Source organism: Burkholderia sp. WP42 (assembly GCF_000745665.1).
Classification (GTDB): Bacteria; Pseudomonadota; Gammaproteobacteria; order Burkholderiales; family Burkholderiaceae; genus Burkholderia; species Burkholderia vietnamiensis.
The window spans coordinates 33,120-55,621 of the sequence record NZ_JQJT01000018.1 but is presented as its reverse complement, the minus strand read 5'-3'; the positions used below and the strand labels follow the sequence as shown (position 1 = coordinate 55,621).

14 protein-coding genes are annotated in these 22,502 nt (G+C 61.6%); 12 read left to right on the top strand and 2 right to left on the bottom strand.

Annotated elements, in window-relative coordinates:
- The first annotated feature begins 42 nt into the window (after positions 1–42).
- The 5 genes from EX20_RS11355 (at position 43) to tssJ (ending at position 8,724) form a co-directional block, all read left to right on the top strand.
- Positions 43–3,615: an ImcF-related family protein gene (locus EX20_RS11355; RefSeq protein ID WP_226257067.1), complete on the top strand. Its 3,573-nt coding sequence runs from the start codon at positions 43–45 to the stop codon at positions 3,613–3,615.
- The gene (gene tssA, locus EX20_RS11350) at positions 3,612–5,192 is read left to right on the top strand and encodes a type VI secretion system protein TssA (protein WP_034193591.1); all 1,581 of its coding nucleotides are present in this window, start codon (positions 3,612–3,614) and stop codon (positions 5,190–5,192) included. Before EX20_RS11355 ends, tssA begins: the two co-directional genes overlap by 4 nt.
- Positions 5,193–5,203: 11 nt before the next feature.
- Positions 5,204–7,018 (top strand): type VI secretion system baseplate subunit TssF, encoded by a 1,815-nt coding sequence (tssF, locus tag EX20_RS11345; protein WP_034193590.1) that lies wholly within the window; start codon positions 5,204–5,206, stop codon positions 7,016–7,018.
- Complete coding sequence (gene tssG, locus EX20_RS11340; protein WP_034193589.1) at positions 7,015–8,112, top strand: type VI secretion system baseplate subunit TssG; 1,098 nt, start codon at positions 7,015–7,017, stop codon at positions 8,110–8,112. Before tssF (EX20_RS11345) ends, tssG begins: the two co-directional genes overlap by 4 nt.
- 81 nt (positions 8,113–8,193) lie before the next feature.
- Positions 8,194–8,724: a type VI secretion system lipoprotein TssJ gene (gene tssJ / locus EX20_RS11335; RefSeq protein ID WP_139164693.1), complete on the top strand. Its 531-nt coding sequence runs from the start codon at positions 8,194–8,196 to the stop codon at positions 8,722–8,724.
- Between the two features lie 16 nt (positions 8,725–8,740).
- Here the strand turns inward: tssJ and EX20_RS33335 are convergent, their stop codons facing one another.
- Positions 8,741–8,899: an integrase core domain-containing protein gene (locus EX20_RS33335; RefSeq protein WP_158333106.1), complete on the bottom strand. Its 159-nt coding sequence runs from the start codon at positions 8,897–8,899 to the stop codon at positions 8,741–8,743.
- On the bottom strand, positions 8,878–9,228 hold the full coding sequence (locus tag EX20_RS33330) for an integrase core domain-containing protein (protein ID WP_014726082.1): 351 nt from the start codon (positions 9,226–9,228) through the stop codon (positions 8,878–8,880). Before EX20_RS33330 ends, EX20_RS33335 begins: the two co-directional genes overlap by 22 nt.
- 181 nt (positions 9,229–9,409) lie before the next feature.
- Between EX20_RS33330 and EX20_RS11325 the strand changes: the two genes are divergently transcribed.
- The 7 genes from EX20_RS11325 to tssF (EX20_RS11300) all read left to right on the top strand — a co-directional run bounded on the left by EX20_RS11325 (position 9,410) and on the right by tssF (EX20_RS11300) (position 22,450).
- Positions 9,410–11,764, top strand: coding sequence for a type VI secretion system Vgr family protein (locus tag EX20_RS11325; protein ID WP_034193587.1), 2,355 nt, complete (start codon positions 9,410–9,412; stop codon positions 11,762–11,764).
- 74 nt (positions 11,765–11,838) lie between these two features.
- Positions 11,839–14,127, top strand: a complete 2,289-nt coding sequence (locus EX20_RS11320; protein ID WP_226256349.1) for a M23 family metallopeptidase — start codon at positions 11,839–11,841, stop codon at positions 14,125–14,127.
- Between the two features lie 19 nt (positions 14,128–14,146).
- Positions 14,147–14,683: a hypothetical protein gene (locus tag EX20_RS31860; protein ID WP_139164695.1), complete on the top strand. Its 537-nt coding sequence runs from the start codon at positions 14,147–14,149 to the stop codon at positions 14,681–14,683.
- Between the two features lie 694 nt (positions 14,684–15,377).
- On the top strand, positions 15,378–15,638 hold the full coding sequence (locus EX20_RS11315; RefSeq protein ID WP_034193585.1) for a PAAR domain-containing protein: 261 nt from the start codon (positions 15,378–15,380) through the stop codon (positions 15,636–15,638).
- Between the two features lie 2 nt (positions 15,639–15,640).
- Positions 15,641–16,990, top strand: coding sequence for a hypothetical protein (locus tag EX20_RS11310; RefSeq protein WP_014726079.1), 1,350 nt, complete (start codon positions 15,641–15,643; stop codon positions 16,988–16,990).
- Positions 16,971–20,543, top strand: coding sequence for an ImcF-related family protein (locus EX20_RS11305; protein ID WP_034193584.1), 3,573 nt, complete (start codon positions 16,971–16,973; stop codon positions 20,541–20,543). Before EX20_RS11310 ends, EX20_RS11305 begins: the two co-directional genes overlap by 20 nt.
- A gap of 86 nt (positions 20,544–20,629) precedes the next feature.
- The gene (gene tssF / locus EX20_RS11300; RefSeq protein ID WP_072465490.1) at positions 20,630–22,450 is read left to right on the top strand and encodes a type VI secretion system baseplate subunit TssF; all 1,821 of its coding nucleotides are present in this window, start codon (positions 20,630–20,632) and stop codon (positions 22,448–22,450) included.
- Positions 22,451–22,502: the final 52 nt, after the last annotated feature.

Genomic DNA, 22,502 nt, shown 5'->3' with positions numbered 1-22,502 from the left:
GGTGCCAGGCACACTTCGACCACGTAGCCACCAACTAACGGAATGTCCCGGAGTGCTTCCGGCATCCAGTCCAAATTTTTATTAAGTATGCTGCGCAAATTTCGGATCGATATTCTGAGCATTGTCATAGTGGTCGTTCTGCCAGGGCTGCTGATTTGGTTCAAGGGCGACTCGTTGATGAGCCTGCACTCTCCTGAAAAGCGGGCCGAATGGATCGTCGCGCTCTGTATCGCATTTGTCTTGCTGTATCTGTGGCTCAGCTTCGATGCGTCGTCCCGCCCGGCGGTCGCAGCGCGGCGCATCCGGTATTGGTTCGAAAAACAGTTCGATTCGTCGCGCGAGCAAAACGGTGGCACAGTTCCGGCTGGGCAGTCACGTGCCGCAAGGTTACGCAATAGTCTCCGCGACCGCCACGGCTGGCGCTGGCGCTATCGCGAACGGTGGGTGCTCGTCGCCGGCGACGCACCCCTGGTGAAGCGGCTAGCGCCCGGACTCGTGGAGGCTGGGTATCTGATCACGGGCGGCACGGTGTTGCTGTACGCGCGGCAAACGCGCGATACGCTTGAGACTGAATGGCTCGACCAGATCCGTCGGCTTCGCCGCCGTTGCCCGGCCGACGCAATTGTGGCGGTGACGCGTAACCGCAGTTCAGCCGCTGCACCATTCGATACCGACGACCTCGCCCAACGGCTCGCGCGCCATGCCCGCGTGCTGCGCTGGGCCGCGCCTGCGTATCTGCTTAACGTCACCGATTTCGGCAGCGAAACGTCGAGCCCAGACGAGGCGATCGGGTTCACGTGGTCCAACGCGCGCGTAACCGCAGATGAAATCGACGCGTCGCTGCGAGACCTCGCTTATAACCTAGCGGATGCCGGTGTCGTGAGGCTGACGAAGGACGCAGACGACCGCTATTCTGCCGCGCTGTCGCAGCATATTTCGGACATTCGTGGCGCGCTGTCGGATCTGGTGCTGCAAACCGCCCAGTCCCGTATCTGGCGGAATGCGGTCCACGGGCTTTTGTTCGCACCGCTGTTCAAGGAACGGGGACTGGCGCCGCCGACGCCCCTCGACGCGAACGACGCCGAGCCGGCAACTGGCCCGCAACATCGCTCGATCTGGCAGGCCGTCGCCGGGTACAGCCGCAAGATCCACGGCCGCCGTGTTGGCTTCTCGCTGTCGACGACAGCCGCATGGATCACGACGGGTCTAGTTGGCTGCTGGATCGGTGGCACGATGCTGTCTGGCTTCAACAACCGTGCAACGATCCAGAACGCGGCCGATACCGTCGTGCAGCTGTCCACCGTCCAGGATCGCACGCAGGCCCTGCCGACCCTCAACAGGCTCGACCGGCAGATCGACACGCTCGAATTCCATCAACGCGAAGGCGCCCCATGGACGTCGCGGTTCGGTCTGAACCGCGATGCCGCGCTGCTCGACGCGCTCTGGCCAAACTATGCCGATGCTGCGAGCCGCATCCTGGTTGGCCCGATCCGTCAGAAGCTCGAGGAACGCCTGCATCAGCTTGCGTCCCTGTCCGATGCGCAGATTGCCAGCGGTGGCAATACACAGATTCAGGCCGCCTATGACACGCTCAAGGCTTACCTGATGCTCGCGAAGCCCCAGCGGGCCGTCGCTCCGTTCCTGACGCCGCTGCTTGCCGCTACGGCCGTGCCTTCACGTCCGGCCAACTCGACCATGTCGTCAGGTGCCTGGGAAGATTTGCGTCTCCATGCGATCGCGTTCTTTGCAACGCATCTCGGCCGAGACACCGCATCGAATACCTCCGCGCTCGCGATCGTTCCAGACGGCAACCTGATTGCGTCGACCCGCCAAACGGTAATTGGCGTGCGCGGCATCCAGAATTCGACGGATGCGCTCTACCGCCAGATCGTCGACGAAGCTACGCCCAAGTACTCGCCGATTACGCTCGCCACGCTGCTCGGCGACACGACGAGTCGTGGCCTGTTCAACACGACGGCGAACGTCCCCGGCGTTTTCACGCGCGCCGCGTGGGAAGAACGCATTTCGAAATCGATCGACGACGCCAGCGCGCAGCGCGACGTGTCGGGCGACTGGGTGCTGTCTGACGCAAAGACCAGCAACCAGACGCCGTCGACGCTGAAGGCCGAACTGCGCCAGCGCTACTTCGAGGATTACGCGCGCGCGTGGGCGCTATTCCTCAACAGCCTGCGCTGGCAATCTGCACCGACGCTGTCGGCGACAGCCGATCAATTGACGCTGCTGGGCGACCCGCAGCGCTCGCCGCTCGTCGCGTTGATGAACGCGGTCGTCTACCAGGCGGGCACGGGCGCGAATACGCAGTCGCTGTCGGACAGCCTGATCAACAAGGCGCAGCAGCTCGTCGGCGCGACGGAGAAAGATCCGGCGAAGCAGGCCCAGCCGCCGCTCGCGCCGCTGGCCGCCGCCTTTGGTCCGATCTTGCGCTTGACCGGCAGCGATCTGGTGTCGGGCGCCCCGGCAAACGGCAAGGCAGCCGCGCAACTCGCCGCGACCGGCGACCTGAGTCTCGCGCGCTACCTTGAGCGCGTGACCGCGATGCGTCTGAAAGCATCGCAAATCGTCGCCGGCGCAGATCCGGACGCGATCGCGCGCCTCGCTGCGCAGTCCGTGCTGCAAGGCAAGACATCCGACATCGCCGACAGCCGCGACTACGCGAGCCGCGTGGCCGCGAGCCTCGGCGAACAATGGTCGGGTTTCGGCGAACTGCTTCGCGCACCGTTCGATCAATCCTGGCAGGTCGTCGTGCAACCGGCCGCATCGAGCCTGAATGAAATCTGGCGCACGGCGATCGTGGCCGACTGGAACAAGACGTTCGGTGCGCGCTATCCATTTGCAGACTCGGACAACGACGCGTCGCTGCCCGAAATGGCGCGCTTCATGCGGCCCGACAACGGCGTGATCGCTCAGTTCGTCGCGACGCAGCTGGCCGGCGTCGTCGAACGGCAGGGCGACCGTTGGGTGGCCGCGCAAGGAGCCGACCATGGCGCGTTGACGATCGATCCATCCTTTCTGAACGCGCTGAACAAGCTGACGCGCATCTCGACCGTGCTGTTCCCGGCCGGCGACGCGCACGTGCGCTACGAACTGCAAGCGGTACCCACACCGGGCGTGACCGACATGAAGTTCGTGCTGTCCGGCCGCGAACTGCATTACTTCAACCAGAAGCAGGAATGGATGCCGTTCGAATGGCCGGGCCAGTCACTGGAGAACCTGTCGCACATCGAATGGCAGACCGAGCGCGGCGGCCTGCGCACCGCGCTCGATTCGCAGGGTCGCTTCGGCCTGATCCGGCTGCTGGAGCGCGCAAAGGTGTCGCAGCAGGATAGCGCGCGCTATCTGCTGACCTGGACGCCCGATACGAGCCAGGGCATTCCGCTCAGGGTTCAATTGCGCAGCGAAGCCGGCGCGGGTCCACTCGACGTGCTGCAACTGCGCAATTTCACGTTGCCGGCGCGGGTTTTCCTGACGGGTTCGGCCAAGTCGGGACCGAAACTTTCGGGCGCGAGTCCGCCGCCGCTGCCTCGGTCGATGATCGAAGCGGCGAAGCATGCTGCGGTACCGCTCCCGCGTGGCGCATTGTCGGAGGTCGAATGAAACTCGGCGGACTGTTCCAGAAGCTTTTCCCTGCTCGCGTCGACGCCGAGCAGTTGGTGCAAGCCAGGCTCGATGCCTGGAATGCGTGGTTGCTGCCGCTTGCGGGCGACGGCGGCGTCGGCCGCGATCCGGGCTACGAGGACGTGTTTTTCGAACTGCGCGAGGAGACGCAGAAGCTTTCCGGCATCGACGACGGCCTCGTCGTCAGGTCCTGCGAGCAGTTGCTCAAGGAAACCGGCAAGGATCTGCGTCTGGCCGGCTACTACGCATTTGCGCGGCTGCGGCAGGACGGCCCCGCAGGCTTCGCGGACGCGCTCGAACTCGCGGCCGCGCTCGTCGATCGTTTCGGCGAGGCCGTGCTGCCCACGCGCGCGGAGGCGAAGAAGGGCGCGCTCGAAATGTTCGCCACCGCACGTGTGGTCGACCTGCTCGACAGCCGCGGCGCATTCCTGCCGGCCGACCTCGAGCGTGCACTCGCCGCGCTCGATGTGCTCGTCGCGGGGACGAGCACATGGCCGGAAGCCGGGCGTCCGAACCTGCAACCGCTCGTCGCGCGTTTCGAGCGCAGCGGCGAACCCGTGCGCAGCGCGGAGGCGGAAGCGGTTGCGTCGACGATACCGTCCGCGTCGACGTCGACGGGCACCATCGCATCGACACGCGACCTGCTGGATCAGGCGCGTGCGATGGCGGTCTGGTTGCGCGATCAGGAGAACGGCTACTTGCCGTCGGTCCGGCTCGTGCGCAGCGTCCGCTGGGACACGCTGCACGAGGTGCCGCCCGCGGACGCCGCGGCACGTACGCGGCTCGTGCCGCCGCGCGGCGAGCTGCGCCAGCAGATGAAGCGGCTGGTCTTGCAGAAGCAGTGGCACGAACTGCTCGAACGCGTCGAAGGGGCGTTCATGGAGGGTGTGAATCACCTCTGGTTCGATCTCCAGTATTTCCAGCACGTCGCGCTCGACCATGCCGGTGCGCCCTATAACGCGTGGAGCGAGCTGCTGCGCGCGGACTTCGCGCTGTTCCTCGAGCGCCTGCCCGGCATCGAGCGGCTGGCATTCAACGACGGCACGCCGTTCGCCGAAGACGCGACGCTCGAATGGATTGCGCGCCACGCGGTCGTGCGCGACCTCGAAGCGGGCGAGGCCGTGGCGCCGTTGCCGGTGTCGGCCGCTAGCGAAGGCGATGCCGGCGACTGGCCGGAAATCGAAGCGCAAGCGCGGGATCTCGCCGTGCGCGAAGGCGTGGAGGCGGCATTCGCGTGGCTCGAGGCGCTGCCCGGCATGAAGACCGATCGTCATCGCTACCTGCAGCGGCTCGTGATGGCGCGCCTGGCCGATCATGCCGGCCGGCCCGATGCCGCGCACGCCCTGCTTGCCGAGCTCGATATGCATGCGCGATCGCTGCCGCTGGTCCGCTGGGAGCCGGCGCTGGTTTTCGAGGTCAAGCAGCAACTCGTGCGGGCGTTGAAAGCGATGAGTGCCCGCAAGGACGCCGACAAGCCGACCCTTGTGCGCCGCATCGGCGAACTGCAGGCCGAGCTTACCGTGCTCGATCCCGGTCGGGCACTGACACTTTCATAACGACACGATCAATGGAAAACGACGATCCGATCCTGCGCTACTACGAAGCGGAAATGCGCTACCTGCGGGAGTCCGGCAAGGAGTTCGCGAAGGCGCATCCCGACCGCGCGCGCCTGCTCAACCTTGATCGCGTGGGCGATCGCGATCCCTACGTCGAGCGATTGTTCGAAGGCTTCGCGTTCCTGACCGGCCGACTGCGACAGAAGCTCGACGACGAACTTCCGGAACTGACCGAAGGACTGGTGAGCCTGCTATGGCCGCACTATCTGCGGATGATTCCGTCGCTGTCGATTGTGGAGCTCGTGCCGCTCGCGGAAAAATTGCAGAAGACCGAAGTCGTGCCGGCGGGCGTGCCCGTGCGGTCCGCGCCGATCGCGGTACCGGCTGCGGTAGGCGGCGAAGGCGCGATGCCGAAGACCGTGCAATGCGTGTACCGAACCACACAGCCCGTGACGCTGCAGCCGGTCGCGATCGCGCACGCGAGTCCAAGCGTACGTCACGACGGCCGCTCGGTGATCCGGCTCGGCTTCACGCTCGACGAGTCGGCACGCCGCACGGAAACCGATCTGTCGCAACTGCGCTTGCACCTGAGCGCGGACCTGCCGACCGCGTTCGCGATGCACGTCGCGCTCACGCGCCACGTCGATGCGATCCATTGGCGGATACCGGAGATTCGCGACGGCGAAGCCGTGCCGCTCGACGGCGTGACGATCAAGCCGGCCGGGTTTTCGAATGAGGAGCGGCTGTGGCCGAAGGCCGATGCTGCGTTTTCCGGGTATCAACTGCTGCTCGAGTACTTCACGTTCCGCGAGAAGTTCCTGTTCGTGGACCTGTGCGGACTGGACGTCACGAAGCTGCCGGAGCGCTCGACGCAGTTCGAGCTGGAGATCATGCTGAAGCATGCGTATCCATCGGACCAACGCTTCAGCGCTGAAAACGTGCGGCTATTCTGCTCGCCCGTGATCAACCTGTTCGAGCTGGATGCCGAGCCGATCGAGATCGACCATCACGAAACCGAATACCGCGTGGTGCCGGCCGGGCATCAAGGCGAGCACGTCGAAACGTATTCCGTCGACGCGATCGAAGCGTTCGACCACGAAACGGCCGAGCGGTATGAATACGTGCCGTTTGCAACGTTCCGCCACCGCGGCGGCATGTTGCGCCACGAGGCGCCGGAGCGGTATTTCCACACGCGTGTGCGGCCGGGCGTTTCCGGGCTGCACGAAACGTGGGTGATTCTCGGCGGCCATGCATGGGAAACGATGGACGCGCTGCCCGAGGAAAGCCTGTCGCTGCGCGTGACCGGCACGAACGGGTTGCTGCCGCGCAAGGGACTGCGCGAAGCGAGCCTGAACGAGCTCGCGACCAGCACGCAAAACGTCGCAGGTGTGCGCAATCTCGTTTCGCCGACCTTGCCGCTGTATCCGCCGACGGAAGACCGCTTCCAGTGGCGCGTGCTGTCGCATCTCGCGCCGAACTTCCTGTCGATGATGAACGCGGAAGTGCTGCGCGGGGCGCTCGCGCTGTACGACTGGACCAACGACGAACTGAACCGCCGACGTCTCGCGGGCATCTTGTGGGTGTCACAGGAACTGATCGAGGAAGTGTCGGGCGGCGCGGTCGAGCGAGGGGTGTCGATCGAGGTGACGCTCGACAGCCACGCGTTCGCCGGCGACGGCGACGTGATGCTGTTCGGCGAGCTGCTGCACCGATTCTTCGCGCTCTACGCCGACATCAACCTGTTCACGAAGCTCGCGATCGTCAGCCTGCCGGCGCAGGCGCGCACCGAATGGCCCCGCAGCAAGGCCGAGCGGGCGCCGCTATGAAGCCGCAGAACTTGCCGAATCTCGACCCGCTGGTCGCGTCGTTGATGGCACGCGCACCGCTGATGAACTTCATGCAGCTTTGCCGGCTGCTCGAGCTGCGTGTTCCCGAGCGGCCGGGGTTCGGTACACGCGATGCGCTGGAGCACGAATCCGTGCGCTTCCGGCCGCGACCGCGTACGGGTTTTCCGGCGGGCGAGGTCGCGTCGGTCGACTTCGATGACGAACGGCCCGATGCGCCGCCGACCGTGCGTACGACTTTCATGGGGCTATACGGCGTCGATGCGGCGATGCCGTCGCACATGATCGACGACATCGTGCTGCGCGAGGAAGGGCACGAAGTGGTCGAAGCGTTTCTCGACCAGTTCAATCACCGCTTCGTCACGCTGCTGTACCGTGCGTGGAAGAAGTACCGTTATCCGGAGAGTTTCCGCGACGGCGGAGCCGACGCGCATTCGCGCAGTCTGCTGTGCCTGGCCGGCTTCGGCTGGGGCGACAAGCCGCAGCGCGCAGGACTGCCCGATTCGCGGATGCTCGCGCTGCTGGGCTTGTTGATTCAGCGAACGCGAACGCCCGAAGGTCTCGCAGGCGTCGTTGCGCTCGCGGTGCCCGGCGTCGGTGTGCGGGTCGACGAGTTCTTTCCGGTGCTCACGCGGGCTGGACGGCCGCGGCCACTGACTTCCGCGGGCCATGCCCCGGTGTCCGACGGCGCTGCTCGCCGGGGGCTCGGGGGCGGCTACGTGCTCGGCCGCAGGCTTGCCTATCGCTGTCGCGCGGTGCTCGTCACGGTGCAGCCGGCCGACGCGCGACAGGCCCAGGATCTGCTGCCCGGTGCTCGGCTGCATCGGGAGCTGATGGCGGTGGTGCGGTTGTATGTGGGCGTAAAGGCGGACGTTCATCTGCGTATGGAGATTTCTTCGCGACATGCGCCCAGGCCGGCGATCGGGTCAGCCTTAACGGATCCGTCGCCGCGCCTCGGCTGGACGACCGTTCTGCCGGGCGATGAAGAGCGCTTTATCAGCATCGCACTCGGCGTCTGCGAAGCGTTTCCCGCGCCCAGGCCAAATCCGCGCCTCACCGCGTCGCATGCTGCGTAATTGCTGCCAGCAAGAAGGCAAGGCCGCTCACGGCCGCCGTGCTTTCCCCCGGTCCAATACATGACAATTTCAGGAACGTCGATGTCCATCCGTTTCGTTGCTTCATCGCTTGCTTCTCTCGCGCTGCTGTCAGGTTGCGGCGCATGGCAGTCCGTCTCGGACGCGTCGTCCAGTGCATATCACGCCGTGTTCTTCAAGCAGGTCAAGGCGCTCAACATCGATCTGTCGGCCCGCGAAGCGCTGAATCCCGATGATGCAGGACGCCCCACGTCGGTTGCGGTGCGCGTGTATCAGCTTAAAGACCGCAAGATGTTCGACGGGGCGTCGTACGAGGACCTTTTGCGGAACGACCGCACGGTGCTTGCGCAGGACCTGCAGACGAGTATCGGTGCCGTGCTGAACCCCGGAGCATCCGCGAGTCTCACGCAACCGATGCAGGCCGACACGAAGTACGTGGCAATCGTCGCGTTCTACCGGAACCCCGGCGATGGCGACGGCTGGAAATACGTGATCGAGAAAAAGAAGCTCGACGCGGACAAGCCGTTGAGGCTCGAGTTGGTCGACCAGTTGCTCATTGCGTCGGGGGATGCGCGTCGGAGCATTTCGCGATAGTGACCTGCCGCCGGTATTAGCCAGAACTGCCGTTAGAGTTCGCGGCTAAAGACTGGTGGTTTGCATCGCGCGCATGAGCGAGCTGCACAGGCGTCAGATAGTCGAGTGAACTATGTGGCCGCTTGATGTTGTACTCGATACGTCGTTCCTCGATCAGCCGCTTGGCTTGGCGCATTGAGACGAATAGTGCTCCTCGTTCAGGCATTCATCGCGGAACTGCCCGTTGAAGCTCTCGATATAGGCATTCTCCACCGGCTTGCGGGGCCGAATGAACGGCGGCGTGACTCTGGCTTCGTAGCCCCGTGCAGCCAGCACCTTGCCAGCGAACTCTGGCCCGTTGCCGACCGTGAAACGCGTAATCGACAGAAAGAAGCTCGATGCCGAAAAGCCGCTAAAGCTTACGTTTAACGAAGAATCGATCGAGTTACAAGCTGACGCCTCGACGACACGGAGAAGATCGCCATGAAGGATCTTTTTGTTACGGTCAATGCCAAGTGACAACATCGTTATTTCGATAAATATCGTGGTCCTGAAATAACTGCTGTCAGGTATCGTCAAATTCGGATCGGTCCGATGGACTTTGTTTCCGAGACTTGATGTACTTGTAAGAAGTCGACGGCGTTGCGTCCCCAACCTCTTGACGGGCAACTTTGTCAGTGTGAAACCACTCGATCCTACGGCGACCATGCAAACTATCCAGGACGTGCTTGCTCACCCGAGCGCGATCGTCACACAGCCTCTTCATCTCGAGATAGCGACGCTGCAGTCGCCCGTTTCTGTGTTTTCGTTTGTCCTGACGGAAGAAATGAATGCACCGTTTGTCGCGGACATTACCGTTACGTCGAAGGACAAGCATATCGACGGCGCCGCCGTAGTCGGGTGCCCCGCCATCTTCACGATTGAAGAACATGCGTCGGTGCCGTCATTGTCCGAACTGATCAATCCTTTCCAGCGTGCAGCGCGCACGGTGCACGGCATCGTGACCCAGTGGACGCGGATCAAGACATCGCGCGATGAGGCGACTTACCAGGTGCTTCTCAAGCCGCGTCTTGCATTGCTCGAGCAGGTACATGATTCGGCGGTGTTCCTTGACCGGTCGTTTCGCGAACTGCTGACTGACACGATTATCGACCGCGAACTGTTTCAATCCTACGATGTCGAGTTCGAACTGGATGGACTTGATGCGAAGCTGGATCAGACCGTCATGTACGAGGAGACGGTTGCGAATTTCATCGACCGGCATTGCAGGCGTGCCGGTGTCTTCTATTACTTCAAACACGCAAAGAAGGAAGACGGACCGCAGCGGGACACGCTGGTATTCAGTAACACGGCGCGCGGATACATGCGAGAGATCGAGGTTCCGCTGCTGCCGAATTCGGGGCTCGTAAGCTGGCATGAGGCGATTCTTGAACTGAATGTGACGCGTTCGCTCGTGCCGCAGACCGTACGTGAATGGGATCACAACTACCGGCAGCCGGATGATCCATTGCAGGTCGAGTCCGCAGTGGCCGAAAAGGCCGACCGCTCGGTATACGGCAGCATCAATCGCAGCATTGAGCATTTTCATACGGCCGAGGAAGGGCAGGCACTTGCGGATGCGCGGCGTGACGGGCTGATCACGCGTCAGACGCGTATCGCGGGCAAGAGCAATGTGATGGGCATGATGCCGGGCATGGTGGTGCGCGTGATGAACGACGTCACGCCCGAAGCGCCACATGGCTTCGTGATCACGAAGCTCGTCACGACGGGCAGCCGCAAGGAGTCGGTGACCAATCAGTTCGAGGCGATTCCGTCGCATCTAACCTACCGGCCCGACTATGTGCCGGAACGGCATTGGCGTTGGGTAGCCGGTGCACTTATTGGCATCGTGGAATCCGGTGACGACCAGCCGTATGCGTGGATGGACGAGTATGGCGGTTATCGGGTGCGGCTTCTGTTTACGCGGCACACTGGCAAGCGCGGTGCAAACAGTATGTCTTTGCGCTTGCTGCGTACGTCGGCCTCATATCAAGGCGGCCTGCATGTTCCATTGCTGCCGAACACGGAAGTTCGCGTCATTGCGACTCAGGGGAATTGTGATCGCTTACTGATCGCTGGGGCCACCCATGACTATGCGCGACGGGACCTGGTGCATGGCAAGGAGGGCTGGTACAGCCGTGCGGTGTTCCGCTCGCCGCTGCTGGGCAACAAGCTGCGCTTCGAAGACCTGAAAGATCACGAGGGCATTCGGCTCGCGACGGTGTTCGGGCAGTCGTCGCTGAACATGGGTTATCTGGTCGACAGAGAGAAGAACAAGCGCGGGGAAGGCTACGAGCTCACCACGCAAGGTTGGGGCGTAGTGCGTGCGGCAAAGGGGCTGTTCTGGTCGGCCGACCCGGTGAACCGGACCGCTCCGCACCTTGAAATGCAGGTCGCGATCAAACAGCTGCAGGCCGCTATTCAGCGCGTGACCGCGCTGGCCAATGCGACCGGGCAGGCAAGGGCCACGTCGGCCGATAAGGCAACGCAATCGAACCTGATGGACGTGCTGGACCAGTTGAAGGACGCGGGACTGCTTGCCAGCGCGCCGGCCGGCATGGCGTTTGTCACGCCGAAATCGATCCAGCAGGCCGCCGGCGAGAACGTGATCGTGACGGCTGGTCAGCACGCGGACGTAAGCGTGGTCAAGCGTTTTACCGTCGCCGCGGGCGAACTGATTTCGCTGTGCGCACACAAACTCGGCCTGAAAGTCTTTGCCACGCATGGCAAGGTCGAGATCCAGTCGCAGAGCGATGCGATGGATCTGGTTGCGGCCAAACAGCTGAAGCTAGCAAGTGCGGACGAAGACGTGCTGGTGGTCGCCCGCAAGAAAATCGTGCTGGCCAGCGGCGGCGCCGCACTCAAGATCGAAGACGGCACCTTCGAATTCATCGGTCCGGGAGCCTTCAAGATCAAGGCCGGATCGTTTGTGTTCCAGGGGCCCGGGAATGTCAATCCGCCATTGCCCGTTCTGCCCAAAAGCAATCTGAATTCACCCGACGACTACCCGCTTTCGCACTGAAGCCTATGATTATCAGTCCGCCTCTCCTGCTGCCCGTTCCTGCTTCGAATGATCGATCGAAGGACGATCTGTTGATGGACGAACTCGACAAGATCGCCGATAGCGGCGGCATCTATCCGGTCGCTTTCGATCGCCGATGGCATACAGGTGTGCATCTCGTTCCGTCGGATGACCGCTCGCTGCCAGTGCGAGCCATCGCGGACGGGGAGGTTGTGGCCTATGGTGTGTACCAGAAGCCAATAGCCGACGTGTTCGACGACAAGAATACCAACGCGGGATTCGTGCTGCTCAAGCACAGCAGCGAGACAGGCGAAAACCGTAAATTGACGTTCTACTCGCTGTACATGCACCTGCTTGATCTGGATGGCATGACGACCGACGGTATTCAGCCGCCTGCGGTCAATGAGCCCCACAGCATGTCCGACTGGCTCCGGCATTCAACTGGCGCGGCTGTTTCGGGCGGGGGCAGGAAGGTTCGGCGCAAGGATATCCTCGGATATACGGGGCGGTGTCAGGGCAAACGGCATCTGCACTTCGAGATCTTCATGACGCCCGGCGATTTCGATGGCTATTTTGGCGCCACGCAGCTAGGGCACCAGCAGGTCGAGACGTCACAAGGGAGTGATTGCTGGGGCCGCAGTTACTACGTGATTCCTGCGAACCAAACTTTCCGCGCGCAGCCGCCCGGCGTGGACGCGCACCACAAATTGCACGGGATCCAATTCGCCCCCAAGCAAGAAGGGCAGAATGAACATCCCTTGTACGTTGAGGTGTATTTCAACAAGGGGGACAAATTCACTAACGTCTGGAGCATTGCGGCCGACGGTAGCCGCATGCTCCTCACCCCTGCTCCGGTGTGTGAAGCACAGTTCGAATACGACTTGTACAAGCGTGCAACTGCACTGTACTCATTCTGTGCGAGCGACGGGTACGAAATGTTGCGGTTCGGGCGGATTCTTAGCCAACCGGCAACATTGCCGCCGATCCCAGATCAGGCGACGCCCGCAACCCTGAATCCGCGCGCGACATGGTATTGCATTCCGTTCGCAAGGGGACAGCAGGGATATATCGACATTAGCAAGTCGAGCATTAAGAAACTGTCGGACGCGGATTTCCCGTTCTTTATGGGGTGGCGGAAGATCCAGACGCAGACCGCACCGGTTGATCAGAACGGGCTATGGGACCTCGATAAGCTCAAAGCGCTGGTCCGCGCATCGATCGGGAACGTCGGGGCAGCCGGCAGCGGCGCGCCAGTGGCACTGCAAACCGCACAGCAGAAAAACGAGTCCATGCGGCATTACATCAGTGATCCGGACCACAAGGCGGTACAGCAGCTGTTGCATGGCTTTATCTGCGAAGCGCCCAGTGAATGGGATAGTGCCAATCTTGAACCTCGCTATCGCAACCTGCTGGACGAAGGGGAGCATTTCGAGGGAAACCAGAACGCGTACAACCAGTTTCTGGAATTCGTCAAAAAGCTTCAATTCTGGGATAAGACGGGTTTGTCTGCAGGCGGAACGGTATGGTTTTTCCATCCGCTCGCGTTCATCCGGCATTTCAGGAAATGTGGGTGGTTGGACATGCGAGAGCTGGCACAAACGGTTCCTGCCGACCAACATCGAACAATTACAACAGTCTCGCGCCTGTTCGTGAGCGAACTTCGAGATCGCCATCATCGACTCATGCGGCCGGCGAATCTATATCCCGCCTTGCCCGACACCATGCGTAAGTACGGAATCAATACACCCTTGCGGATGGCTCATTGGTTTGGGCAAACGTTTCGGGAGACCGGCTTGTTCTCGTATATGCGCGAGCTTGGAGAAGAGCCTTATCTGACAAATTACTATGAGGGACGTTGTAACGCCCCTGTGCATCGACTAATAAACGGGTCAATGAAGGTATTGAGCCCACTCGGAAACTGCAATCCCGGGGATGGTGTTCGTTTTTCTGGGAAAGGGATGATACAGCTGACAGGTGGTGATAATTACCGCGCCTATCAAAAGTATCACGGCGGGATAAATTTTACAGTTGACCCTGGGCCTGAAAACATAATTAATGACCCTCATGACGCATGCGATGCTGGCGGGTACTATTGGGCGAGCAAACAAAGGTATCGCAAAGACACAATAACAAACCGACTTGTGCCGCTTGGATCTCTGGGTGTTAATTATTGGGCTGATAGGGTTGAGATTTCAAGTTTTTATAACGTCGTTCAAATTAACGGAGCTGTCGACGACGTTACGAGATGCGTTAACTCTGTGCTTGATGGACGAGATGATAGACGGGAGTACTTCAAAAATGCATACGCTTATCTTTCGGATTTATCTGTATTTCCTCATGGGTATAAAGTTCTTCCTGACTAGGTCGTACAAATTGCGTGTCTTGGGTGGCAGTCTGCTGCTGTGCTTTGCAACGGGCGCGTCGGCAGTATCCCAATGTGGTTTCACGCTGCCAGATAGGGTGGGCGCGATTGTTTTGGAAAACGGTGGTGACTGCTCTATGGTCGCACAAAATATTATAAATCCGGCCGGCTTGAATTACCTTACGTTGCTCAGCTCGAACGTAGCAGATGTGCTTTCCGATAACACGTTCCTTGTTAATGAAGGTGGCAAGCAATATTTCGTGAATGAGGATGTTGATGACTCGAATGTCACAATTAAAGTGGTCAGGCAGTATCAGGCAACACCTATCCGCGTTAATGGAATGGGTGGTTTCGAGGGGCGAGCTGATTTCTTCGTCCAAGTCATCCCCAAGGCGCAATGGAAAAATGCCGCACCGTATTATGGTAGAGTTTCTTGCCTTATTGACGTAATCGGAGACGAGTCCCGGTCCCTCAAATCTCGGTTTTGCACTCCAAATACCGCCCTGGGAAAGAGGGAATTAAAGGATTACAGATCATTTCTTCGCATGATCAAATAAGTGGCGGGCGAACGCGCCCACTCCCCTCCAAAGGTGGGGGATTGGCTGCATATCAACTTTGAATATTTTGGACGATGGGCTTTTCGGAAATCCAATCGCCTCGCTTGCGGGGATTAAATGGGTGGCAATCTGGTGAAAATTTTTTGGCATCGATGTTTGGGCTTGGGTTCATGCTGTCAACGTCGGTATTCTCTGATGTCGGAGTCGCGACATCCACGGATTCCATCAATATAAATGTAAAAGGAGGGGGAAAATAAATAACCCTCTTCGCCAGGAAGCGGAGCGATCACTAAGGAAATTATCAAATTCCGGTGAAAATAGGAAGGTGATGGAGATTATTGCGTGGGACGGAATAGCGGGGCAGGGAATGATCGTTGCAGCTCGCGAGGGAATAGGCCGATCTGCTGGTTGCGCGATCTATGAAAAAAATTGGGGATTCTGATTTTGAATTTGTGAATGGTCAGCCATTCTGTTGGTTTTCCAATCCATCAGGTGAATCCAATAAAAATCCCTCCAGTATAAAATTCACTGGAAAAATTAGGCAATCATATGACGGCCCACTGAATGATATGTGGTTTGAGCTATTTTACGATAGGCGCGCCGGAATTTTTTGCGATCCCTCTTCGTGATCAAAAAAGTTTAAATGTAGCAATGGATTTTCTGGGCAAGGCGGTAATAAATCGTCGGACGGCAAATGAGATCACCAATTCGTAAGGATGATGAACTGGAGCACGGCGGCCGGGTGACGGGCGGTTCGTCGACCATGGAATTCATGGGCCGACAGCTGGCCCGCAAAGGCGATGCCGCGCTCTGTGACCGGCACGGCGAAACCGTCATCGATGAGGGCGACGAATCGTTTCCTGACCAGGACGGCAGGCCAGTGGCGATGCATCTGCATCGTTGTGCGTGCGGCTGTCGGCTGATCTCGTCGTTGCAGAACGTACACATCGGCTGAGCATGCCCGTCGATCTCTCGCCAGCCGGTCTTCCATCAGCGTATCCGGCACACGGGCCGCGCTTCTGGCCGTGGCTGCTCGGCTGGCTATTATGCTGCGGGCTCGGCGCGGCCGCGGTGCTGTTGCTGTGGCCAACGGGCACGCCAGCGCGCGGCACGCGGTTCTGGCTATGCCTGTTCGGCATCCCGAACGCCGTGTTTTTCGCAGCGCTGGCCATCGCGCGGACGATCTACGAGGCGAATTACCTCCACGCGCTGTTCCGCAACAGGCATCGCGCAGCCTGGCTCCGCGACCGCATCCTTACGGCGCAGCGGCCGCTGCAGGTGCTCGGCGCCGGCTACTGTCTGCCATTGGGCGGCAAGCCGCTACGCGAGGTACTCGCCGGGAAGACGTCACTACTGGAGGCACGCGTGCCTCGTAGCGGCACCGGTCGTGTCGTGCACAACCGTTTTGCCGATGAGGACCCCGCGCTCCGCGAAGACGCGGATGCGCCCGCTCTATTTGATACCGAGCTGCCGGAGGACCTCGACGCCGGGCATGTCGAGGCTTTCGCGCCGGTCGAAGCGCAGGATCCCCGCGCAACCGTATCGCCCGCCGTGCGCTTGATTGCACAGGCGCTGACACCTCTCGTGGAAAGCCTGCTCGCGCTCTCGCAGTACGGCGTGAAGTACGCGCCTGCGGTGCGCGTACTGACGGCCTCCGAAACGGCCCGTGTGGATGTGGAGCAGGTCGGGTTGGCACTGCAATGGGTTGGCCTGCCGGACCTCGAGTGCTTCGCCGTGCCGGCCACAGACGGTCTGATGGTGGCCGATGCCTGGCTGGATGCTCGCGATCAGCGACCGTTGCTGATCATCGCAGCGGAATGGCATGACGCGGCACCGCCGGGCAGTACTGAGGGCGCGGTCGCCGTGCTGCTCGGCCCGGGCGTGTTCCAGTTGCCCGGGCCAATAAGCGTGCTCGGCCAACTGCACCGTCCGGTCGACGACGAACTTGATGCTCTGGATGCGGTGTTGGCGAACGGCGTGCTGTGGGGCAAAACCGATTCCGACACCGTCGCGACGGCGTGGATCAGCGGCCTGGAAGGGGCGAGCGATACAAAACTGCTGGCGGCGCTGCGTACCTCCGGCCTCGCGGCCATCGCGAAACCGGAAGCCCAGCGCCGGCCCGACTCTATCATCGGGCACGCTGGCGCGGCTGGCGGGTGGTTGTCGGTTGCCGCGGCGCTCGAGGCGACCGCCGGAACCCAGCTGATTCTCCATTCACCATCGCCAACGTCGATCGCACAGGCCGCGATCCTGCATGTCAACAACCGAATGAATTACGAAGAACCTGATGACGAACGCTCGCAATAACATGCAGATTCTCGGGACGGCCGAGGCGGAGTCGACCGACACCAGCAGGCTGCTCGCCTGGGGGCCCATATTTCTGACACTGATCCTGGCCGGAATCGCGAGCGCGCTGGTGTGGTTCAAGGGTGACCTGTTCGGCGTGCTCACGCGCGAGGCGAAGCTCGGCGCATCAGTCTGGATTTTCCTGGTGCTCGTGGCGGTGCTTCTGCTGCACGTGGGGCTGCTGTTCGGTGGAGCGTACCGCCTTGTTGGAAGGGCATTTCGTGCGGAAATTCGCGATCGGGGAGCCGCAGTAAAGCAGACGAAAAGGCTCAAACGCGACGCTCGCCTGCAGACCCTCTGTGACGAACTGCGCGCCACGCGCGGCTGGTCGTGGCGTTACCGAACACGTTGGCTGCTTCTGAACGGTACGGACGCCCTGATCGACGATGTCGCGCCCGGCCTGAAGCGCGCGGGTGTAATGCCCGTTGCCGACGCGATCCTTGTGCATGCAGCACCGGACGGCATTGATGCCGGAGAATGGCGCCGCCAGATCCGGCAGCTACGCCGCCGACGTCCCGTCGACAGCGTCGTCCATGTCACTGATGCAAACACACGCGAGACCGAGCTGCCGCGCGCATTGGCTGGGCTCGCGACGGATCTCGGCTGGGCTGCGCCCGTCACACTCCTGCACACGGTGCCGGCCAAGGGTGGCCTCCCCGAGTCTTTCGAGACAATCGGCGCGTTCCCAGGTCCGTCGCTCCGCGGTACACAACCCGCTTCGGCTTTGCGCGAGCAACTCGCCACGATCGGCCGGCACACGGCAGACGCTGGCGTGCAGCTCTGCGCCACACCCGCACGGGTCACATATCTGGCCCAGATCTCCCATTACATTGACGAACAGTGCGAAAGCATCATCTCGGCCTGGAATGCGCTATTCGCCTCGCACTGGCATCGGTCCCAACTGACCGGCGTAATGTTCGCGCCTGTCTTCGAGAGTACCGTCGCTGCGCCGGCACCCGTCCCACTGGCATCGACTGCGCTGGCCGGGGCGGAAGCGTTCGTGTCGGCGGGTACGCAACGACCGGGCCTGCTCCAGAATCAACCGGCCGCGTTGCTACCAGCATGGCAAACCATCGCGCTCCGGCGCGGGACCGGCCGGCGGGTCGGCTTCTACTGGCCCAACGTGCTGGCATGGTCGGTGATTGTCGCTGCAGTCGCGTGGTGCGTGTGGATGACCGTATCGTTCGTCGGCAACCAGCAGCTCGCACGCGAAGCGCAAGCGACGGCAAATGCTGCGATCAATACCCGGCCGCAGACCGCAGTGGCCTGGCGCGCACAACTCGCGTTGCAGCAGTTGATCGAAAAGCTCGAGTACCGCCAGCAGCATGGCGCGCCGTGGTACTTGCGCGGCGGCCTCTCGCGCAACGACGAGGTGCTCGCGGGTTTGTGGCTGCCATATCGGACTGGTGCGACCCGCAACTTGCAGACGCCCGTCATGCAGACGATTGACGATCTGTTCAAGGCTGCCGGCCAGGCGCGCGCCGATAGTCTCGAATCGCAGGACACGCGTAGCGGTACCTACAACGCGCTGAAGACGTACTTGATGCTGGGCGATCCATCCCGTGCCGAACCGGCGTTCCTCAAACGCATGCTGGTGTCCCTGTGGCCGCGTCCGGTCGAGATGCCCTTGGGTGAGCGTGACGATACGGGGCAGCGGCTGGCGGGGTTTTATGCCGATCACCTCAAGGTGCATCCTGAATGGCGCGTTGCACTGAACGATGGTCTTGTGACATCGACTCGCAATATGTTGCTCACCCAAATGGGACTCGCGTCGGCTGACGATACGGTCTATCAGGGCATCATCGAAGAGGCGAAAGGCAAGTACGCAGATTCATCGCTCCAAACGCTGCTTGCCGGTGCGGATGCTCATGGCCTGTTTACGGCCGCGCAGACAGTGCCGGGTATATACACGCGTGCGGCATGGGACGGCATGATCGGCGCAGCGATCGAAAAGGCGGCGAGCGAGCGGCGCGTGAGCGGTGACTGGGTGCTGACCGGTGCACAACCGGCGCAGACCATCGGTAATACGCTGTCGCAGGGTGCGATCCGGACCACAGCCATGATCGACGAAAAGCGTGCGGCTGAGGAACTGAAGCAGCGCCTGACGGCCCGTTATTTCGCCGAGTACACGGCTGCCTGGCAGGGATTGCTCAATAGCGTGCGCTGGCAGCCGGCGGCGAACCTGAGCGACGCGATCGAGCAACTGACACGTCTCGCCGATGCGCAAACCTCGCCGCTCATCGCACTGATGAAGGCGGTTCAATACCAGGCGCAGGCAGGGCGGCCATCGCAAGCCCTGACCGACACGCTGGTGCGCAAGGCGCAGAGTCTTATCGGCAGTGACGACCAGGCAACGGCGCTGAGCGTCAACCCGCTCGACAAACCGTTCGGCCCGCTGCTCGCGCTGATGGGCGACGCCGGTACCGCACCGGCTACAGGCGGCGACGGCGGACGCAAGGGCAATGCGGCGGCAAACATCGCGCTGAACGGCGTGAGTTTGTCGCGGTACCTGACGGCGGTCACGACGATGCGTCTGAAGCTGCAGCAGATTGCAAGCAGTTCCGACTCGCAAGCGATGGCACGTTCGCTCGCGCAGGCGGTGTTCCAGGGCAAGCTCTCGGAGTTGTCACAGGCGCGTGACGACGCGGCGCTGACAGCCGCAGCCCTCGGCACGGCGTGGTCCGGCTTTGGCGATGCGGCGTTCGCACAACCGCTCGAGGCAGCCTGGCAAACGATCCTGCAGCCGGCGGCGGCGAGCCTCAACGAGGCGTGGCGGGCGAGTGTCGCGGCACCGTTCAACGCGGCGATGAGTGGCAGGTATCCATTCTTTGACACGAATGCCGACGCATCATTTGCCGAACTAGGACGCTATGTGCGACCCGACACGGGGCTGATCGCACGCTTCGTTGCCACGCAGCTTGCGGGGGTGCTGAAGCTCGAAGGCGATCACTGGGCACCGAACGAGCTGGCACCGCAGGCACTACAGTTCGATCCGAAGTTCCTGGCCGGTATTCGACAATTGTCGACGGTGGGCGCGCAGCTTTACGTGCAAGGCGATGCGGGGGAGCGCTTCGAGATGATGGCACTGCCCACTCCGAACGTGACGCGCTTGGAGCTGTCGGTCGACGGCAAACAGATCGTGTACTTCAACCAGAAGGAAAGCTGGAAGCCGCTCTCGTGGCCCGGTACCGGCTTGAATGGGCATGCGGGACTGACATGGCAGACGCTCGATGCCGGCCTTCGCCAGGCGTTCGATTCGACCGGTGATTGGGCGTTGCTGCGCCTTCTTGGCAAAGCGGACATCAAGCAACTCGACAGCACCCGCTATCAGTTGACGTGGAACGCGGCGGCCGGAGAACCGTTGTCCTATGTGATGCGTACGCAGATCGGCGCCGGGCCGCTCGAATTGCTGAAGCTGCGAGGTTTCCGAATGCCCGAGCGGATTTTTATCGTCGGGAAAGCGGGTGCCATGCCGGTGCTGCTGCCGCCCCTCCCGCCGGAGCTCCAGCCATGAACGAACGCAGGAACAGACCGCCGGCCCTACCAGGGGAGTCCGGCGCTTCGCAGGACGTCACTGTGGACTATGGAGCGAGAGTGCGCATGGATGCCGAGCGGATAACGCAGCAAGACGATCCGTTTCTGAAGTATTTCGATTCGGAAATGCGCTACCTGCGCGAAGCGGGCAGAGAATTCGCCGAAGCGCAGCCACAGGCCGCGCGCCAGCTGGGGATGACTTCGCCCGGTGCACGGGACGAGCGAGTGGAAGCTGCATACGCGGGCTTCGCGTTTCTCGCGAGTCGGCTGCGAATGAAGCTCGATGACGCGCTGCCGGAAGTGACTGATCCGCTGATCGACCATCTGTGGCCGCATGCGGGCCGTACCATTCCGTCGCTGGCAATCCTTCAGTGCGAGCCACGCACGGGCGAGGCCCGGATTCTGGATACCTTACCGGCGGGGCTGCGGGTGCGCTCCACGCCGATTGGGTCCGACGCCACGGTGTGTGTCTATCGCACCACTCAACCGGTACGCTTGCTGCCGCTCGAGATCAGCGAAGCCGGCGTGCGGATGCGCGAGGACGGCCGCACGGTGATCCGGCTTGCATTCAATCTGCTGCATCGCGAGCAGCGTCTGCTCGACGATCTGTCGCGCATTCGCCTGTATCTCCATGGTGACCGGCCGACCGCATCGGCGCTGTACGCAGTGTTCACACGGCAGGTCGAATCGGTCGGTGTGCGTATGCCACGCGTGCTCGACGGTCAGTTGCAACCACAACCGGATGTGCGTTTCGAGGCAGCCGGATTCGGTCCCGATACCCGATTGTGGCCGGTCGACCACGGCGCACGCGACGCCGAGCTCGATCGTGAACAGACACTGCTCGAGTATTTCTCGTTCCCGGAAAAATTTCACTTCGTCGACCTCTGCGGATTCAACACGGCAAGCGTGCCGTCCGGTGAGACGCGCATGGAGTTCGAGATCGTGATCGACGGCCGCATGGCCGGCGACGTGACGTTCGACGCGGACAATATCCGTCTGTTCTGCACGCCGGTGATCAACCTGTTCGAAGTGGATGCGCAGGCGATTCGCCCCAATGCCCATGACCGCGATTATCCGGTACGTCCACCTGTTTCCGCTGGCGATCATGTCGAGCCCTACGACGCTTTGTCGGTCGTGGCAGCCGATCCTCGCCATGCGATGCAATTCGAATACCAGTCGTTCAAGGAGTTTCGGCACCGCGGCGGGATGATGCGCTACGAGTCGCCCGAGCGCTATTACCACTCGTCGATTCGTCACGGCGTGACCGGCCAGCGAGAGATGTGGATCACGCTCGGCGGCCATCTATGGGATGAACCCGACAGCCTGCCGGACGGGCACGTAACGGTTCGGGTGCTGGCAAATAATGGCCGTTTGCCGCGTATGGCGCTACGCGAATCGATGATTACCGAGCCGGTATCGGCGTTTGCAGGTGTCGAGCGGGTGCGCAATCTCACGGCGCCGACGATGCCGCTTTATCCGCCGCGTGGCAGCGAATACGACTGGAAAGTCGTTTCACACTTCAATGCGATGGGTTCGACTGAACTCAACATGATGGATGCGAATGTGCTGCGCGGTGCGCTGTCGCTGTACGACTGGTCGCCACAGGACGATAACCGCCGGCGTATCGAGGCGATTCGCGATGTATGGCTGGATGAAGACACTGAAATCGTGGGTGCACGCGTCGACAGAATCATGAACGTGAATGTTGGCATCGAGCCATCGAGCTTCGCCGGTCCGGGCGATGTCGCGCTGTTCGGCGACGTGATGAGCCGCTTCGTCGGTCGTTACGCCTGTTTCCATTACGCGGTGCGACTCGTGCTGCATGAAGGTGTGGGTGGACCGGTTCGCCGTTATCCAAGCGCAGTCAAGGCGGGAGGTTGGTTGTGACACAGCAGACGAAACGGACGCGACGACGGAGCCAGCTTGTGGGCGCATGGGT

What these genes read in the sequence shown, in the direction of transcription:
- EX20_RS11355 (WP_226257067.1), top strand. Translation starts at nt 43, where the DNA reads ATGTCCCGGAGTGCTTCCGGCATCCAGTCCAAATTTTTATTAAGTATG.
- tssA (WP_034193591.1), top strand. Translation starts at nt 3,612, where the DNA reads ATGAAACTCGGCGGACTGTTCCAGAAGCTTTTCCCTGCTCGCGTCGAC.
- tssF (WP_034193590.1), top strand. Translation starts at nt 5,204, where the DNA reads ATGGAAAACGACGATCCGATCCTGCGCTACTACGAAGCGGAAATGCGC.
- tssG (WP_034193589.1), top strand. Translation starts at nt 7,015, where the DNA reads ATGAAGCCGCAGAACTTGCCGAATCTCGACCCGCTGGTCGCGTCGTTG.
- tssJ (WP_139164693.1), top strand. Translation starts at nt 8,194, where the DNA reads ATGTCCATCCGTTTCGTTGCTTCATCGCTTGCTTCTCTCGCGCTGCTG.
- EX20_RS33335 (WP_158333106.1), bottom strand. Translation starts at nt 8,899, where the DNA reads ATGCGCCAAGCCAAGCGGCTGATCGAGGAACGACGTATCGAGTACAAC.
- EX20_RS33330 (WP_014726082.1), bottom strand. Translation starts at nt 9,228, where the DNA reads ATGTTGTCACTTGGCATTGACCGTAACAAAAAGATCCTTCATGGCGAT.
- EX20_RS11325 (WP_034193587.1), top strand. Translation starts at nt 9,410, where the DNA reads ATGCAAACTATCCAGGACGTGCTTGCTCACCCGAGCGCGATCGTCACA.
- EX20_RS11320 (WP_226256349.1), top strand. Translation starts at nt 11,839, where the DNA reads ATGGACGAACTCGACAAGATCGCCGATAGCGGCGGCATCTATCCGGTC.
- EX20_RS11315 (WP_034193585.1), top strand. Translation starts at nt 15,378, where the DNA reads ATGAGATCACCAATTCGTAAGGATGATGAACTGGAGCACGGCGGCCGG.
- EX20_RS11310 (WP_014726079.1), top strand. Translation starts at nt 15,641, where the DNA reads ATGCCCGTCGATCTCTCGCCAGCCGGTCTTCCATCAGCGTATCCGGCA.
- EX20_RS11305 (WP_034193584.1), top strand. Translation starts at nt 16,971, where the DNA reads ATGACGAACGCTCGCAATAACATGCAGATTCTCGGGACGGCCGAGGCG.
- tssF (WP_072465490.1), top strand. Translation starts at nt 20,630, where the DNA reads ATGGATGCCGAGCGGATAACGCAGCAAGACGATCCGTTTCTGAAGTAT.